Origin of the sequence: Micromonospora sp. II (genome assembly GCF_001709195.1) — a bacterium.
GTDB classification, from domain to species: domain Bacteria; phylum Actinomycetota; class Actinomycetes; order Mycobacteriales; family Micromonosporaceae; genus Micromonospora; species Micromonospora chalcea.
Map to the genome: position 1 here is coordinate 310,911 of NZ_LYXF01000057.1, position 15,200 is coordinate 326,110.

Below are 15,200 nucleotides of genomic sequence, written 5' to 3' on the forward strand. Positions count from 1 at the left end.
CGCGGCCCCGGGTGTTGCCGTGTCAGCGACCGGCGAGCAGCCGGTTCACCGCGGTGTCGACGTCCAGGTGCTCGGCCTCACGGCCGCGCGGGACGACGACGTAGGTCCGGCGCAGGAAGCGCACCAGCACGCTGCGCGGAACCTCGAACAGGGCGTTGCCGTCCGGGGACGACAGCGCGAGCGCGACGAAGTCGCCGCGCGGTGTGGCCCACGGCCAGACCCGCACATCACCGATGCCGGCCGGCTCGTCGAGCCCGGTGACCAGCAGTTCGCGTGCGAACGACCAGCTCACCGCCTCGCCGCCGGCGGACTCGGCGTGGAACAGGACATGGACCGCATACGGGTCAGCAGGGTCGTAACGCAGACTGGCACGCACCGGCAAGGCGGTGGCGTCAGGCGCGACGAGCCTTAGCGACGTCTCGACCTCTACGGTCGTCGGTCGGATGACACTCATGGACGTTCTCCCCCCGGCACCGCTGCGGAACGCGCGTGTCCCGCTTTTCCCATACTCAGGTGCTGCTCCTGGCTACGCTCCGCCATACGCTGACTTCACCCAGTGGTGGGAAGGGGTTCGGAAAGCCCCCGGGAACCACTCGGCCCCGCGTAGAATTTCCGGTTCCGCCCACTCCGTCGTCCCGCCCGGCAACGGGTGGTTCAGTCGTCGACTTACTCCGGTAACGTCCAGTCGTCAGCAGGGGTGACGGTCCCGCGCGACACTGGGGGTGGAAATGGTCACGGGGGGCGGGTCGGTGACGTCGCGGACCACGGCCGAATCGCCGAAAGGTGCGGCCCGAGCAGCCGAAAGTCGGGGGTACGAGGTGCCTGTGGAAGGGCGGTCGCGAGGCACTCTCACGGAGCAGCGCCGGCGCCGACGTGGCTGGCGGCTGCGCCTGCACACCACCCTCGAACTCATCCGCGCCAACCCCACCGGCCGCGTCGCCCTGAAGATCTTCATCGGCATCCTCGGCGCGATCGTGGTCACCGTCGGCATCGCGCTGATCCCGCTGCCCGGGCCCGGCTGGCTGCTGGTCATCGCCGGCCTCGGCGTCTGGGCCGTCGAGTTCCACTGGGCGCGACGGCTGCTCGCGTTCACCCGCCGGCACGTCAACTCCTGGACGCAGTGGGTGAAGCGCCAGTCACTGGGAGTGCGGTTCGTGTTGGGCGCGGTCGGGCTCGTGTTCGTGTCCGTGGTGGTATGGCTGTCGCTCAAGTACAGCCTCGGCATCGACGTCGTGGCGCAGGCGCTGCACTACCTCGCGACGCACTGAGGCCCGGTTTTTGGTCCGGGCGGGTGATCGGGTAGAGTCATGCGCGCTGAGGGCGATTAGCTCAGCGGGAGAGCGCTTCGTTCACACCGAAGAGGTCACTGGTTCGATCCCAGTATCGCCCACCATGTATGTGTGCAGGTCAGAAGCCCGTCGCCGGAACCGTCGGTAACGGGCTTCTGCCGTCTTGCCCCTTAAGTTGGGAGCAGATTGGGAGCAGGGCGTCCGGTGCTGGTATCCGGCTGCGTCGGAGCCATCCGGCAGAGGCGCGGCGTTACCCGTCGGACCCGGTCGGTCTCTTGAGGACCGCTACCGACGCCTACCACGGGGCACCGGTAGCGGCTGGGGGGCCTGCTGATCGCCGCCGGTCCGATGGGCCCCAATTCGGCACTCCAGATGGCAGGGCCGTGTCCAGCTAGGGGGGCGAAGGCAGCGTCCGGAAGAGGGCGGCAGGACGGACCCGTAGCGCGAAGGCATCGGTCGTAGACTGTGCGACGCCTGTTCGGACGGCGCGCGCGGGCTCGCGCTGGGCGTCCACGATTTCGTCGAGCGAGCCTCGTGAGGAGCCTTGTGAGCACCCTCGGTACTTTCATCTGGTCGATCGCCGATCAACTGCGGGGCCCCTACCGGCCCAACCAGTACGGCAACGTGATCCTCCCGCTCACTATCCTGCGACGCCTCGACTGCATCCTCAAGGATGACCGGGAGACGGTGCGCGCGCTGGCGGCGAAGAACGACAACCCCAACCGGCTCAAGGTTGAGGTCAAGAAGGTGACCGGGAGGACCTTCTACAACACCTCGAACTACTCCTTCGCCAACCTGCTGGCTGACGTCGATGGGCTGGCGGACAACCTGGCCGACTACATCGACCGGTTCTCGCCCGACGTCGACGTGTTCCAGTACTTCGACTTCAAGAAGGAGATCCTCACCCTGGAGAAGGCGGAGCTGCTGCGCGAGGTCATCACGTCCTTCAAAGCCGTCGACCTGCATCCAAACGTCGTCGACAACGCCGACATGGGCGATGCGTTCGAGTACATCATCCGCAAGTTCAACGAGGCCGCGAACGAGACCTCCGGTGACCACTACACCCCGCGGGACGCGATCCGGCTGCTGGTTGACCTTCTCTTCGCCGAGAAGGACGCCGACCTGACCGAGGCCGGCATCATCCGCACGCTGTACGACCCCACCGCGGGCACCGGCGGCATACTCGCTCTGGCCGAGGACCACCTGCTTGATCAGAACCCCGACGCGAAACTGAGACTGTACGGCCAGGAGTACAACCCGCAGTCGTACGCCATCTGCAAGTCCGACCTGCTGGCCAAAGGCCACGACGCGACCAACATCGCCTTCGGCAACACCCTCACCGATGACGCGTTCAAGGGCCGCCAGTTCGACTTCTGCATGTCCAACCCTCCCTACGGCGTCGACTGGAAGCAGTACGCCAAGGCGGTGACGAAAGAGCGCGACGAGGCGGGTCCCTACGGCCGGTTCGCCCCCGGCCTCCCGTCGACCTCAGACGGGCAGATGCTCTTCCTGCTCCACCTGGTCCACAAGATGCGGGCGCCGGAGGACGGCGGCGGCCGGGCCGGGATCGTGATGAACGGCTCGCCGCTTTTCAACGGCGCCGCCGAGTCCGGCCCCTCCAACATCCGCAAGTGGCTGCTGGAGAACGACCTGGTCGATGCCATCGTCGCGCTGCCGACCAACATGTTCTTCAACACCGGCATCGCCACCTACATCTGGATTCTCGACAACAACAAGCACCCAGACCGCAGAGGCCTGGTCCAGCTCATCGACGGTTCGTCGTTCTGGACCAAGATGCGCAAGAACCTCGGCGCCAAGAACCGTGAACTCAGCAAGGAGGACCGCGCCAAGGTCGTCCAGTTGTACGCCGACTTCACCGACGCCGACCCGGACTACTCAAAGGTGCTGCGGAACGACGAGTTCGGCTACTGGACCATCACCGTCGAGCGCCCCCTCCTCGACGAGTCCGGCCAGCCGGTGCTCGACCGCAAGGGCAAGCCCAAGCCGGACCCGAGGAAGCGCGACACCGAGAACGTCCCGTTCACCTACGGCGGCTCGGCTGCTGGTGTGGCCGGCAAGGTCGAGGTCATCCAGGCGTACTTCGACGCCGAGGTGAAGCCGCACGTCCCCGACGCCTGGATTGACTGGACAAAGGTCAAAACCGGCTACGAGATCCCCTTCACCCGCCACTTCTACAAGTACGTCCCACCCCGTCCCCTCGCCGAGATCGACGCCGACCTGGAAAAGCAGGTCGCCAAGATCCTTGACCTGCTGCGAGAGGTGGAGCAGTGACGGGACCGCTTTGGGGCACCTTGCCGGACGGGTGGATGGCTGGCCAGGTCAAGAACGCTGCGACCGTCACGCTCGGCAAGATGCTGCAGAGCAAGGACTCCGGCAGTGACGTGCGTGCCCCGTATATGCGTGCTGCGAACGTGCAGCCCGATGGCGTTCTGGCTCTCGAGGACGTGAAGGAGATGTGGTTCGGCGACGCCGAGCTGGAGCAGTTGAGCATCCGAGCGGGCGACGTTGTCGTCGTTGAGGGCGGCCAAGGTGGGTTCGGTCGTGCCGCGTATGTCGACGAGGATCTTCCGGGCTGGGGATTCCAGAACTCGATCAACCGACTTCGACCGATTCGGGACTTCGACGGCCGGTTCATCGCGTTCTATCTGATCGCGCTGCGGGGTAGCGGCTTCATTCGCGCCTACTCCAACGTTGTCTCGATGCCGCATCTCACTGCGGAGAAGCTCGCGAGGATTCCGATGCCGCTGCCGCCGCGAGAGGAGCAGCGCGCCATCGCCGACTACCTCGACCGCGAGACCACCCGCGTCGACACGCTCATCGAGGAGCAGCAGCGCCTGATCGGTATGCTCCGCGAAAGGCGTAGAGCCGTTATCTCATCCGCCTTGGCACCGACCGACTCATGGGTTCGTCGCCGGATAAAGCACATCGGTGAGACCAGTCTGGGGAAGATGCTCGACGCGGGCCGTGCGGTCCGCGACGGAGACCAGCCGCGGCCTTACGTCCGGGCAGCAGATGTTCGTGCGGATGGCTCTGTGAACCTCGTGGACCTCAATGAGATGCCATTCTCCGACGCAGAGATGGAGGTGTTCGACCTCCGTGCGGGCGACGTCCTCCTAATCGAGGGCGGAGCCACAGTCGGGCGTCCAGGATTCATGTTCGAATCGGCACCAGGGATCGCCTTCCAGAAGACCGTTAACCGCCTACGCGTCGGATCACAGGCGGATGCACGGTTCGTGTACTGGTCGATGCTCCGCCTCTACGAGTCCGCCTACTATGCCAAGCACTACGGGTCGGTGTCATTCGTCCACCTCACCGGCGAGAAGCTGAGGGAGATCGAACTTCATCTCCCGCCGCTCGACGAGCAGCGGGCCATTGCGGTCTACCTCGACGAGCGAACCGCGAAAATCGACGCGCTGAGCGCCGAGACTGAGCGGTTCATCGAACTCGCCCGTGAGCGGCGGGCGGCGTTAATCACGGCAGCGGTGACGGGGCAGATCGACGTATGGGAGATGGCGTGATGGCCGATCACAACGAGGCCGTCTTCGAGTCCGAAATCTGCGCGTACCTGGAGTCCCACGGGTGGCTCTACTCTGCGAGCGACACCGGCTACGACCGGGAGCGGGCACTCTTCCCCGAGGACCTGTTCGCCTGGCTGGAAGTGACTCAGCAGGCGGCGTACGAGAAGGCATTGACGGCCGCAGGTTCGGAGGCGAAGTTTCTCGATGTGCTGACCACGGCACTCGACAAGCCTCTCGAACATGGTGGCGGAACGCTGAACATCCTGCGCAACGGAGTGCAGTACATCGGTGGCGGCCGGTTGAAGGTCGCGCAGTTCCGGCCCGAGACCAGCTTGAATGCGACCACCAACGAGCAGTACGCGGCGATGCGGGTGCGGGTGATGAGGCAGGTGCACTTCTCCACCGCCGACCAGCGCAGCATCGACCTGGTCTTCTTCGTCAACGGGATCCCGGTGGCCACCGTCGAGTTGAAGACCGACTTCACGCAGTCTCTCGATGATGCGATCAGCCAGTACCGCAAAGGCCGGCGGCCGCTGACCAACGGGCGACCGGAGCCGCTGTTGTCGTTTGGGCACCGGGCGCTGGTGCACTTCGCGGTCTCCAACGACCTAGCCGCGATGACCACCAAGCTCGAGGGCGAGAAGACGCACTTCCTGCCGTTCAACATGGGGCACAAGAGTGGCGCGGGCAATCCGCCGGGTGAGGGCGGGCGGTCGGCGACGGCGTATCTGTGGGAGCGGGTCTGGGAGAAGGACGCCTGGCTCAACATCATCGGCCGGCTGATGATCGTGGAGACCAAGGAGGAGTGGGATGTCGCGACCGGGACGTCGGTGCGGCGTACGAGCATGCTCTTCCCTCGGTTCCACCAGTGGGAGGCCGTGACGAACCTCGTGGCAGCGGTGCGCGAGGAGGGGGTGGGGCACCGCTACCTAATCGAGCACTCGGCAGGATCGGGGAAGACGAACACCATCGCCTGGACCGCGCATCGGCTGGCGCGGCTGCACGTGGACGACGAGAAGGTCTTCGACTCAGTGATCGTGGTCGTGGACCGCACCGTGCTCGACGGCCAGCTCCAGGACGCGATCCGGCAGATCGACGGGTCGGGAAAGATCGTTGCCACGATCAGCCCTCAGGACGTTCGCAAGGCGGGTGCGAAGTCGAAATCCGGACTGTTGGCGACCGCCTTGAAGAACGGGGAGCTGATCATCGCGGTGACCGTGCAGACCTTCCAGTTCGCCCTCGACGAGATCCGGGTCGACTCGTCGTTGAAGGGCCGGCGGTTCGCAGTGGTCGCCGACGAGGCGCACTCCTCGCAGTCCGGAAAAATCTCCAACAAGCTCAAGGCCGTGCTGACCGCCGAGGAAGTCAAGGAGATCGAGGAGGGTGGCGAGGTCGACGTCGAGGCGATCCTGGCCTCGGAGATGACCGAGCGGGCCGAGTCCGAGGACATCTCCTACTTCGCGTTCACGGCGACGCCGAAGAACAAGACCCTGGACCTCTTCGGCCGCAAGGGGCCTGACGGGAAGCCGGTCGAGTTCCACCTCTACTCGATGCGACAGGCGATCGAGGAGGGCTACATCCTTGATGTGCTCAGGGGCTATCAGTCCTACGACACCGCGCTGAAGATCGCCGGCCGGGCCGAGAGCGGCGACGGCGACGAGGTGGTGGAGGAGGCCGCGGCGCGTAAGGGGCTGATGCGGTGGGTGAAGCTGCACCCGACCAACATCAGCCAGAAGGTGCAGATCATCGTCGAGCATTTCCATACCAACGTCGCCCACCTGCTGGAAGGCAAGGCGAAGGCGATGGTGGTGACCGACTCCCGCAGGGCCGCGGTGAAGTACAAGAAGGCGATCGACTCCTACATCGCCAAGCGGGCCGCCAAGGACAACTCGTACAACTACCGCACCCTGGTCGCCTTCTCCAATTCTGTGAAGATGGCCGAGAACGAGGAGTGGGCTTCGGACTGGGGGCCGCAGCCGAGCAAGGACGACGAGTTCACCGAGGCCAAGCTCAACCCCGGCGCGGGTCCGGACCTCGCCGCCGCCTTCAAGGGTGCGACGTACAAGATCATGCTGGTCGCCAACAAGTTTCAGACAGGGTTCGACCAGCCGCTGCTCTCGGCCATGTACGTCGACAAGAAGCTGTCCGGAGTCACCGCCGTGCAGACGCTGTCTCGGCTGAACCGCACCCACCGCACTGCCGGTGGGGAGCAGAAGCGCAAGACGTTCGTCATCGACTTCATGAACAAGCCTGAGGACATCCGGGCGGCGTTCGAGCCGTACTTCACCAACGCCACGCTGGAGACCGAGACCGACCCGTACATTGTCGTCCACCTCGCCAACAAGCTCGCCCAAGCCGGGATCTACACGCCAGAGCAGGTGCGCGAGGTCGCCGAACTGTGGGTCACCCGCAAAGGTAACAATGCGCTCTCGGCTGCGATCAGCCCGGCTAAGTGCGACTTCGCCCGCCGCTACGCGGCAGCGATCGAGGCCGACGACAAGGTCACCCTCAACACCCTCGACCTGTTCCGCAAGGACGTCTCCACCTACGTCCGGCTCTACGACTTCATGAGCCAGATCGTCGACTACGGCGACCCGTACATGGAGATGCTATCGATCTTCCTGCGGCTCCTGGAGAAGGTCATCGCAGACTCCTCCTGGGCCGCGGAGGTCGACCTCTCCGACGTCGTCCTAGTCGGGGTCAAGCACAACAAGATGGCCGCAGTCGACATCTCGCTGACCGGTGACGGCCAGATCAAGGGCATCGGAGCCGCGGGCACCGGCACCCGGAAGGAGCCGAAGTACGTCGCACTACAGGTCGTCATCGACAAGATGAACGACCTCTTCGGCGCCGAGTCGTTCTCCGTGTCTCAGGTCCGTGAGTTCGTGCAGGGACTGGTACAGCGGCTGCTCGCCTACCCGGACCTGGTCAACCAGGCCAAGGTGAACTCGAAGAAGCAGTTCATGGAATCGCAGGACTTCCAAGCGGCGGTCACTGAGGCGGTCGTTGACAACCAGGAGGCCCACAACACGATGGCCGACTACTTCTTCAGTGACGGCCCTGGCATCAGCGCTGTGATCATGGCGCTCGCGGACGCCTTTTACGAGGCCGCGATCGACCAGCGGACGGACATGTGAGCAGGCCGGCGGGACTGTAAGACGAACGGTGTAACTCCTGATCAAGGAGCAGCATCTGATGTCTGATGGATCGACGATCGCCGTGGATACTGCCGCTGTGGCGAGGAACGTGCCGGGGCAACCGGTGGAGGGTGTCGACGCGGAGCTGGTCGCCCAGCTGGTGGAGCAGGCCCGTGCGGCGGGTCTTCAGTTGACCGGCGACGGTGGTCTGCTGCAGCAGCTGACGAAGCGGGTTCTGGAATCCGCGCTCGAGGGTGAGATCACCGATCACCTGGGCTATGACAAGGGCGACCCGGCGGGCAAGAACAGCGGGAACTCCCGCAACGGTGTGTGGGCCAAGACGGTGCTCACCGACGTCGGCCCGGTCGAGATTGAGGTGCCGCGGGATCGCGATGGCAGCTTTGCCCCGCGGATCGTCAAGAAGCGGCAGCGCCGACTGTCCGGCGTGGATGACATGGTGATCTCCCTGTCGGCCAAGGGCCTGACCACCGGGGAGATCCAGGCTCACCTGGCTGAGGTGTATGGCGCCGAGGTGTCGCGGCAGACGATCTCGACGATCACGGACAAGGTCGTCGAGGGGATGACCGAGTGGCAGAACCGGCCCCTGGACCCGGTCTACCCGGTGATCTTCCTCGACGCGGTGCACGTGAAGATCCGCGACGGGAAGGTCGCCAACCGGCCCATCTACCTGGCCCTGGCCGTCACCGTCGAGGGGACGCGGGACATCCTCGGTCTGTGGGCCGGCGACGGCGGCGAGGGCGCGAAGTTCTGGCTTCAGGTCCTCACCGAGCTGCGCAACCGCGGCGTTCAGGATGCGTGCATGGTGGTCTGCGACGGGCTCAAGGGGCTGCCTGATGCGATCGGCGAGGTGTGGCCGGAAGCGGTGGTGCAGACCTGCGTGATTCATTTGCTGCGGGCGTCGTTCCGGTATGCCGGCCGGCAGCACTGGGACGCCATCGCGAAAGCTCTCAAGCCCGTCTACACCGCGCCGACCGAAGCCGCCGCCAGGGCTCGCTTCGCCGAGTTCACCGAGGCGTGGGGCGGCAAGTATCCAGCGATCGTCCGGTTGTGGCAGCACGCCTGGGCGGAGTTCGTGCCGTTCCTGGCCTTCGACGCCGAGATCCGCACCGTCGTGTGCTCCACCAACGCCATCGAGAGCGTCAACGCCCGCATCCGCCGCGCCGTCCGCGCCCGTGGGCACTTCCCGAACGAGGCCGCCGCGCTCAAATGCGTCTACCTCGCCGTGATGAGCCTCGACCCGACCGGGCAGGGCCGCCGACGGTGGACCATGCGCTGGAAACCCGCCCTGAACGCCTTCGACATCGCCTTCGAAGGACGCCTGTCCGCAGGCCGCAAGTAGCCGTCAACAACCCGAGTTACACCGTTCGTTTGACAGACCCTGACCGACCTCAGCTGACGGCCGCACCGCAGACACGTCCGCGACGACGTCTTTGCCGGGCGATGCCAGCAGTGGCGTCAGAAGCACGCGCCTGGAGGACAACTTGGCTTAACGGCCACACGCCAGCCGCGACGTCAGGCCACCACGCCAACGCACCGGTAGAACTAGCTGGCCCGCGAGGGCCGTGATCACGCAGGATTGGCGCCGTGCACGCCACTCGCTACCAGCCCACCGGCGCCCGTAACGACACGGGTACTCAGCCGCGATGGGCCGTGATCGATCGGGCGCTTGCGTCCTTCGCGGGCAAGTCCATCCTCGTATTGATCGCCGCGGCACTCGACTCCCCGTCATGTCGCCCCTGGGAGTACCACCTGACGTTGCTGTGGGGACGAGCACTGCGGCGGCCGCCGGCTGGCGGTATCGATGCCCAGCCCGCGGACCTGGTCCGCTTGGTCGAGAGTGCGATGCACGCTGCACCGTCCCGCGTGCCCGAGACGTCCCGGACGCCCAACGATCCTCGCCGCTTGGTTGGCTTTACTCTTGGAAGCCGCCGCTGGCGAGTTCACCCCGGCGATTTCGACCATCCCATGGTGCTGCTTCGCCAGCTGGAACAGACCGCCCGAGCGGTGGACGAGACCGTAGCGGCTCGCATGGGTTTTTCCCTCAGCGACGTCCTTGAGGTCTGCCTCGCACACGGCGACCACACCATCGAGGAGCTCGCGCCAGCCTGGCAGGCAGGCCCTGAGGCTGGCGCTGCTGCCCCTCGTGTCGGTGACACTGAGGTGTCAGCAGTCCGACGGCTCGTCGACACCGAGCCGTTCGGTTGGCTTGACCAGTGCAGTAAGCCTGCGGCCGCCCGGCGGGCGCTGACATGGTTGACCCGCGACAGTCAGCATCTGCGTATGCGCCACAATGCCGACGAGGCAACACTCGGGCCAGTCCTGCAAGTGTCCGTCGATCATCGGCACGTCGGGGTGCCGGCCTGCTTGGCGCTGAGCGCAGCGGTCGCCGCCACCCGGTATCTCAGGGAGATGGTCGGCGACGCCGGGGCCGCCGCAGTGCAGATGCACGCGCGCACGTGGTCGCACACCGTAGACCTGCTCTCGCGGCGACTGGTGAGCCGCCGTGGCCAGACGCCCGAACCAGCACCTGTCCGACCAGTCATTGAGGGCCAGCGGCTCCGCATCGCGGTGGTCAGCGGCGTAAGTGGTGCCGGGCTGCAAGGAGGAATCGCCTGGGGCAAGAAACTGCTGTCGGTCGATACTGCAACGACGCACAACATCGCCCAAGGCTCTGGTGGCCGTTCTGCACTTTTGAAACGGCCGGTTGCGAAGGTCATCGTCTACGGAGGGCCGGCGAACGTCGTGGCGCAGATGGTCGGCGAGGCCGTCGTCCTCCACGTGGAGGAACTCGCCGAGATGCTCGCCGAGTGCGGTGGCGACCTCACCACCGTGGCCTGCTTCCTCGAAGACCTCGCGTTCCATCCCGGCTACACCGACGTGACGTTCGTCGACATCTTCGACGTCTGGCGAGCGTGGAAGGAGCACGGCTCGATCGGACCGGTCACGGTGTGGGCACCAAGGCAGGGTTTGGCCGTCGCGCCGGCGACAACGGACAAGACCTGGGAGAGGGCGGCGTCATGGGAGGGCGTCGACACCGTGCTGGCCGGGGCCGGCATCAGCGCGGAGCACATCGACTGGCCCTTCGCGCGTCGTGACCACGGTGATGGCGCCGACCTGTTCTACAAGCCGGACAGCCCGGCGATGTTGGTCAACGTCAACCCGCCAGTCGTTCTCGAAGTCGACCTCAATGACGCCGCCACGCTGCACACCCATCCCGACACGGTCGTGGGATTCGCCGACAGCCTGCGCCTACACCTACGCAAGCCGGCCATCAGTAAACACGTGCGCGACGGGACGGGGCGAACACTGAGGCTGGCCCTGGTCTGGCTCCCGGACACCTCATTCGAGCACACCGACGGCGCTCTCGCGTTCGTGCGGGTCGACCCGAACTTGCGGCAGATCGCCCTGGTCATGGCAGCAGGGCTGTTCATCATGCTCGCCGACAACCCGGCATCTGCGCATGCGCTGATTGGCGAAGGGCTGGAACGCGGGCTCACCGCGCTGGCCACCGGCCACGAAGCAAGCAGGTTCCAACCGTCAGCATTCCGAACGGCGTGGCGGGAGGCAGGCCCCCTCATGACCGTGCACCGACAGGTGGAGGCACTCCCGCTGGTAGCGCGCAATGACGGCCTCCCGCGATCGGCGGCGGTACACGCCCGCGCCAATCGGAGGGCCGTCACCGCCATTCTGCGCTGCCGACCCCCCGACGGCGTCTTTCTCGGCCCGGACGCACTGCGGATGTGCGAAGAATTCATCCTGCCGGCCGTTCAGGAATCGCTGCATGACCTAACGTGCCAGTTCGATCGCACGGTGACGTTGGCCGTCGCCGCCCGGGTCAACGACGCCCACGCCACCGCCTATCGTAGCGCCCAGCAACTTGCCGTAGCCCTCACCGGGCCCTGGGCGCACAACTGGCACGAGATCGCCCTCACTGACGATCAGTACCAGCAGACCCACGCCTTGGAGACCCTCCTCGAGTCCCTTCTCGCCGAACCACCCGTAGGCAGCGCCGTCGCCGACGAGCTCGACGTCGCCGAGATCACCGCGCTGGCGCACCGGCTGGCGGTCTCGGCCGCCGTGGTCCGCGGTTACACCGACCGGCTGCACGGCCTGCGCCTCACCATCAACCGCGGCATGTTCGCGGTCGAACCCGATTGGTCCGACCATGACGACGTCGAGCGCGTCGAAATCGACCTCGCCGCCTACACCGACCACCGCCGCCGCGCGGCCCGTCTCATCCCGGCGGACAGTCAGCCGGCTGGCGCCGTCGACGACCATCAGGACCATGACTCCGGCCTCCTCACAAACACACCGTCGGGACATCGGTACCAGGTCCCCTTCACCGCTATACACGGACGACTGCCGGTCAAACTGCAACGGGTCGATAATCGACTTCGCGATCACTGGGGCACGGGTCTCGACGGGATGCGTGCTGTCCTCGGCGTGGCCGTCGACTGGGCCACGGACGCCTCCGGCGTACACGCGGTAAGCCGTGCCGACCTCGTCGATGCCGTCGCGCAATGGTCCGAGCTCAGCGCGGCGCAGATTGAGGCAGCCGTCGACCTGCTCACCCTGTCCGGTGACCATCTGCGCGAGGCGGGCCCGCTGCGATTTCTCGACATCGAGCGGCGCGCGCATCGCCTCGCCTTGCGCCCGCTCGTCTACGTCGATGGACAGTTGTTAATCTTGCCGTGGCGGTTACTCGACACGCAGCGTCTGTTCAACGCTTACCTGCACCGGTCACGGCTGCCGTTCGCCCACCGGGACCTTCCGCCCGGCGTCGCCGCCATGATGAGCGCCTATCGGCAGGAGTTGAACGCCCAACTCGAGGAGCTCGTCCACGGCGTCGTCGCCGCGACGGGGTTGCCATGCCGCACGCATGTCGAGGTGGCCGAGCTCAAGCGAGCTGGCATCCCGGAACCGCTCGGGGAGGTGGACCTGGTGGTCGCCGATCCGGCCACCGGCAGACTGTGGGTCGGCGAGGTCAAGGACCCAATCGCGGCGTTCAGCACGGAGACTCTCCGGAACCACATTCGTAAGTTCTACCGCGGCCCGAAACCGTACGTGCCGCGGCTGCTCGCCAAGGCCGCACAGGTCCGCGACGCCGCGCGCGGCGTCGCCGTGTTGGCCGGCGGTCCTGACCGGGCAATGTGGCGCGTGGTGCCGATCCTGGTGACCCGCGACGTAGAACCTGCCGCGTTCGTCGCCGAACCGCAGGTGCCTTTCGCACTCCCGCACCAACTGCCGGACATTCTGACAGCCGGCGTCGACCCTGCATCGGGGCCCGTTCCGCTTTGAGCGGTGGGGCATCAGCGGACCGGCTATCCGCGCCGAGCACCGGCAGGCATCGCTGACGTGCAGCTGATCGTGCCTGCCTGCCGTCTTCGTCGACCACACAGTCCTGGCTACTGCAGCCGACCTGCAGTGTGGCGGCCAAGCGAATCGCAGCCTGTTCGATTTTGGGCTATCGGTTCGAGGCGGTGAGGTGGCGGTGTGTGGGCGCGTGCTCGCGCCAGTCCAGCGGCACGCGGGTGGTGTACAACTCGGCGAACGGCCTCGTCGTCGCCACCGGCCACTATAGACCAACTGTCGAGGGCTAAGCGGAGGCCCTGAGCGGGCTCGCGACGAACCAGAGGCACTTCGTGCGAAGCCCAGCGCATGTCATTTCCCTAGCTGCTGCCGATCGCACGCGTCCTAACCGCCGCTCGGAGATGTCGCTCGACTCAACATGTCGGTCGTGCGTCTGAAAGCCGGAGGAAAGCCCTGTCACGCCACCTCCCCCTTCGCCGCTCTGGGCTGGGTAGGCTGTGAGTCTTCTTGTGGGCAGCTCGTGGGAGGTGCGATGCGGCCGTCGATCGACTCGGCTCATGCTTACGCTTCCCGCATCCCGTCTGGGCTGAAGGTTCGTCGCACACGGGCTGGGGTGCACCTTTTCGATGTAGCTACCGGGCTCAACATTCTGCTCGACGAGGTGGCGGTGGACCCGCAGGAATGGGATCAGGCGCCTCGGCAGGTGTCCATCGCCCTCACCAATTCCTGCGATCTGGCTTGCCCATACTGCTACGCACCGAAGCTGAAGGCCCGGTTAGACGCGACACGCGTCGTCGGCTGGCTGAGAGAGTTCGATGACAACGGGTGTCTGGGCGTGGGCTTCGGAGGTGGTGAACCGATGCTGTTTCCGGGCTTTGTGAGCTTGTGCTCCGCGGTGGCGAGCCAGACCGGGCTTGCAGTCACGTTCACAACGCATGGGCATCGGCTCACCGCTGGGCTGTGTGACGAGCTGCGTGGGTCCGTGCAGTTCGTCAGGGTCAGCATGGACGGGGTGGGTGCCACGTACGAGCGGCTCAGGGGGCGCCCGTTCGCCACTCTGGTTGACCGCCTGGACGATGTCCGCCAGGTCGCGCCGTTCGGGATCAACTTCGTGGTGAACGCCGAGACAGTCGGCGATCTTGACGATGCTGTGGAAGTTGCGGTGAAGGCGGGAGCGTCGGAGTTCCTCCTGTTGCCAGAGCAGCCGACCATGCAGCGGGCCGGCATCGACGAGGTCACGTCGACGCGGCTACGTGAGTGGGTCCGCGACAACCATCCACCATTGCGCCTGACGGTCAGTACCGCAGGGGCCGACGGGCTGCCCGTGTGCCTACCGCTGACGGGGGAGTTGCCTTCGGAAGCCTATGCTCATGTGGACGCGCAGGGTGTCCTGAAGTGGTCGTCCTACGACTCTGAGGGAGTTGCCGTGGATGATGACGGGCTCATGGCAGCCCTGCAAGTGCTCCGAGAGCGCGGAGGTACGGCGTGAAGATCTGGGCGGGGTATGGGTCGGAGCACTCGATGAACCTCGTGATGATCGGCCACTTCGCGACCGCCGGTGACGCGGAGGCTGTCGAGCAGGCCATCGAGGAGATGGAGACGGTGGCGCATCTCGAGATGGAGGCGGGCCGCCTGGTTGTCGGCGAACCAAGCAGGCGCTACCCGGAGGCATTGTCGAACGCCATTCGGGCGCTGCACCTCTACTCTCTCGGCCCTACGGAGCTGGAGCAGTTTTGCTACAACGTTACGACGAAGCGGTACGACAACACGGTGATCATCAGAACCGATGAGTCCGACGTGTCGGCGTACCTAAAGCTGTTGCTCGACAAGGGTGCACGCATCGAGGTCTTCTCGGGGCACGACTTCCCGGAGCAGGCGAAGTCACTGTGATGAAGCGAATTAAG

Annotated in this window: 9 protein-coding genes and 1 tRNA gene; 9 read left to right on the forward strand and 1 reads right to left on the reverse strand. The window is 65.8% G+C overall.

Annotation, left to right across the window (positions count from 1 at the left end; genetic code table 11):
- Nucleotides 1-22: 22 nt before the first annotated feature.
- A complete protein-coding gene (locus tag A8711_RS24735; RefSeq protein ID WP_007457244.1) occupies nucleotides 23-454 on the reverse strand; it encodes an SsgA family sporulation/cell division regulator in 432 nt (143 codons plus the stop codon).
- Between the two features lie 274 nt (nucleotides 455-728).
- On the opposite strand from A8711_RS24735, the gene A8711_RS24740 reads away from it, so the two are divergent.
- The 9 genes from A8711_RS24740 to A8711_RS24780 all read left to right on the forward strand — a co-directional run bounded on the left by A8711_RS24740 (nucleotide 729) and on the right by A8711_RS24780 (nucleotide 15,186).
- Nucleotides 729-1,268 (forward strand): TIGR02611 family protein, encoded by a 540-nt coding sequence (locus A8711_RS24740; protein WP_176722870.1) that lies wholly within the window; start codon nucleotides 729-731, stop codon nucleotides 1,266-1,268.
- A 50-nt stretch (nucleotides 1,269-1,318) separates the two neighbouring features.
- Nucleotides 1,319-1,393, forward strand: a tRNA-Val gene (locus A8711_RS24745).
- A 442-nt stretch (nucleotides 1,394-1,835) separates the two neighbouring features.
- Complete coding sequence (locus A8711_RS24750; protein ID WP_069089440.1) at nucleotides 1,836-3,581, forward strand: class I SAM-dependent DNA methyltransferase; 1,746 nt, start codon at nucleotides 1,836-1,838, stop codon at nucleotides 3,579-3,581.
- Nucleotides 3,578-4,828, forward strand: a complete 1,251-nt coding sequence (locus A8711_RS24755; RefSeq protein ID WP_069089441.1) for a restriction endonuclease subunit S — start codon at nucleotides 3,578-3,580, stop codon at nucleotides 4,826-4,828. Before A8711_RS24750 ends, A8711_RS24755 begins: the two co-directional genes overlap by 4 nt.
- Nucleotides 4,828-7,965, forward strand: coding sequence for a type I restriction endonuclease subunit R (locus A8711_RS24760; protein ID WP_069089442.1), 3,138 nt, complete (start codon nucleotides 4,828-4,830; stop codon nucleotides 7,963-7,965). The genes A8711_RS24755 and A8711_RS24760 overlap by 1 nt, the downstream gene beginning before the upstream one ends.
- A gap of 58 nt (nucleotides 7,966-8,023) precedes the next feature.
- Nucleotides 8,024-9,325 (forward strand): IS256 family transposase, encoded by a 1,302-nt coding sequence (locus A8711_RS24765; RefSeq protein ID WP_069089443.1) that lies wholly within the window; start codon nucleotides 8,024-8,026, stop codon nucleotides 9,323-9,325.
- Between the two features lie 245 nt (nucleotides 9,326-9,570).
- Nucleotides 9,571-13,284 carry a hypothetical protein gene (locus A8711_RS24770; protein ID WP_124778847.1) on the forward strand — a complete coding sequence of 1,238 codons (3,714 nt, stop codon included), beginning with the start codon at nucleotides 9,571-9,573 and terminating at the stop codon, nucleotides 13,282-13,284.
- Nucleotides 13,285-13,828: 544 nt separating this feature from the next.
- A complete protein-coding gene (locus tag A8711_RS24775) occupies nucleotides 13,829-14,785 on the forward strand; it encodes a radical SAM protein (protein WP_083297087.1) in 957 nt (318 codons plus the stop codon).
- Nucleotides 14,782-15,186: a DUF6375 family protein gene (locus A8711_RS24780; RefSeq protein ID WP_069089445.1), complete on the forward strand. Its 405-nt coding sequence runs from the start codon at nucleotides 14,782-14,784 to the stop codon at nucleotides 15,184-15,186. Before A8711_RS24775 ends, A8711_RS24780 begins: the two co-directional genes overlap by 4 nt.
- The last annotated feature ends 14 nt before the right edge of the window (nucleotides 15,187-15,200 follow it).

Bases quoted from the DNA above. Each gene is read 5' to 3' on its own strand.
- A8711_RS24740 (WP_176722870.1), top strand. From the start codon at position 729: ATGGTCACGGGGGGCGGGTCGGTGACGTCGCGGACCACGGCCGAATCG.
- A8711_RS24735 (WP_007457244.1), bottom strand. From the start codon at position 454: ATGAGTGTCATCCGACCGACGACCGTAGAGGTCGAGACGTCGCTAAGG.
- A8711_RS24765 (WP_069089443.1), top strand. From the start codon at position 8,024: ATGTCTGATGGATCGACGATCGCCGTGGATACTGCCGCTGTGGCGAGG.
- A8711_RS24760 (WP_069089442.1), top strand. From the start codon at position 4,828: ATGGCCGATCACAACGAGGCCGTCTTCGAGTCCGAAATCTGCGCGTAC.
- A8711_RS24775 (WP_083297087.1), top strand. From the start codon at position 13,829: ATGCGGCCGTCGATCGACTCGGCTCATGCTTACGCTTCCCGCATCCCG.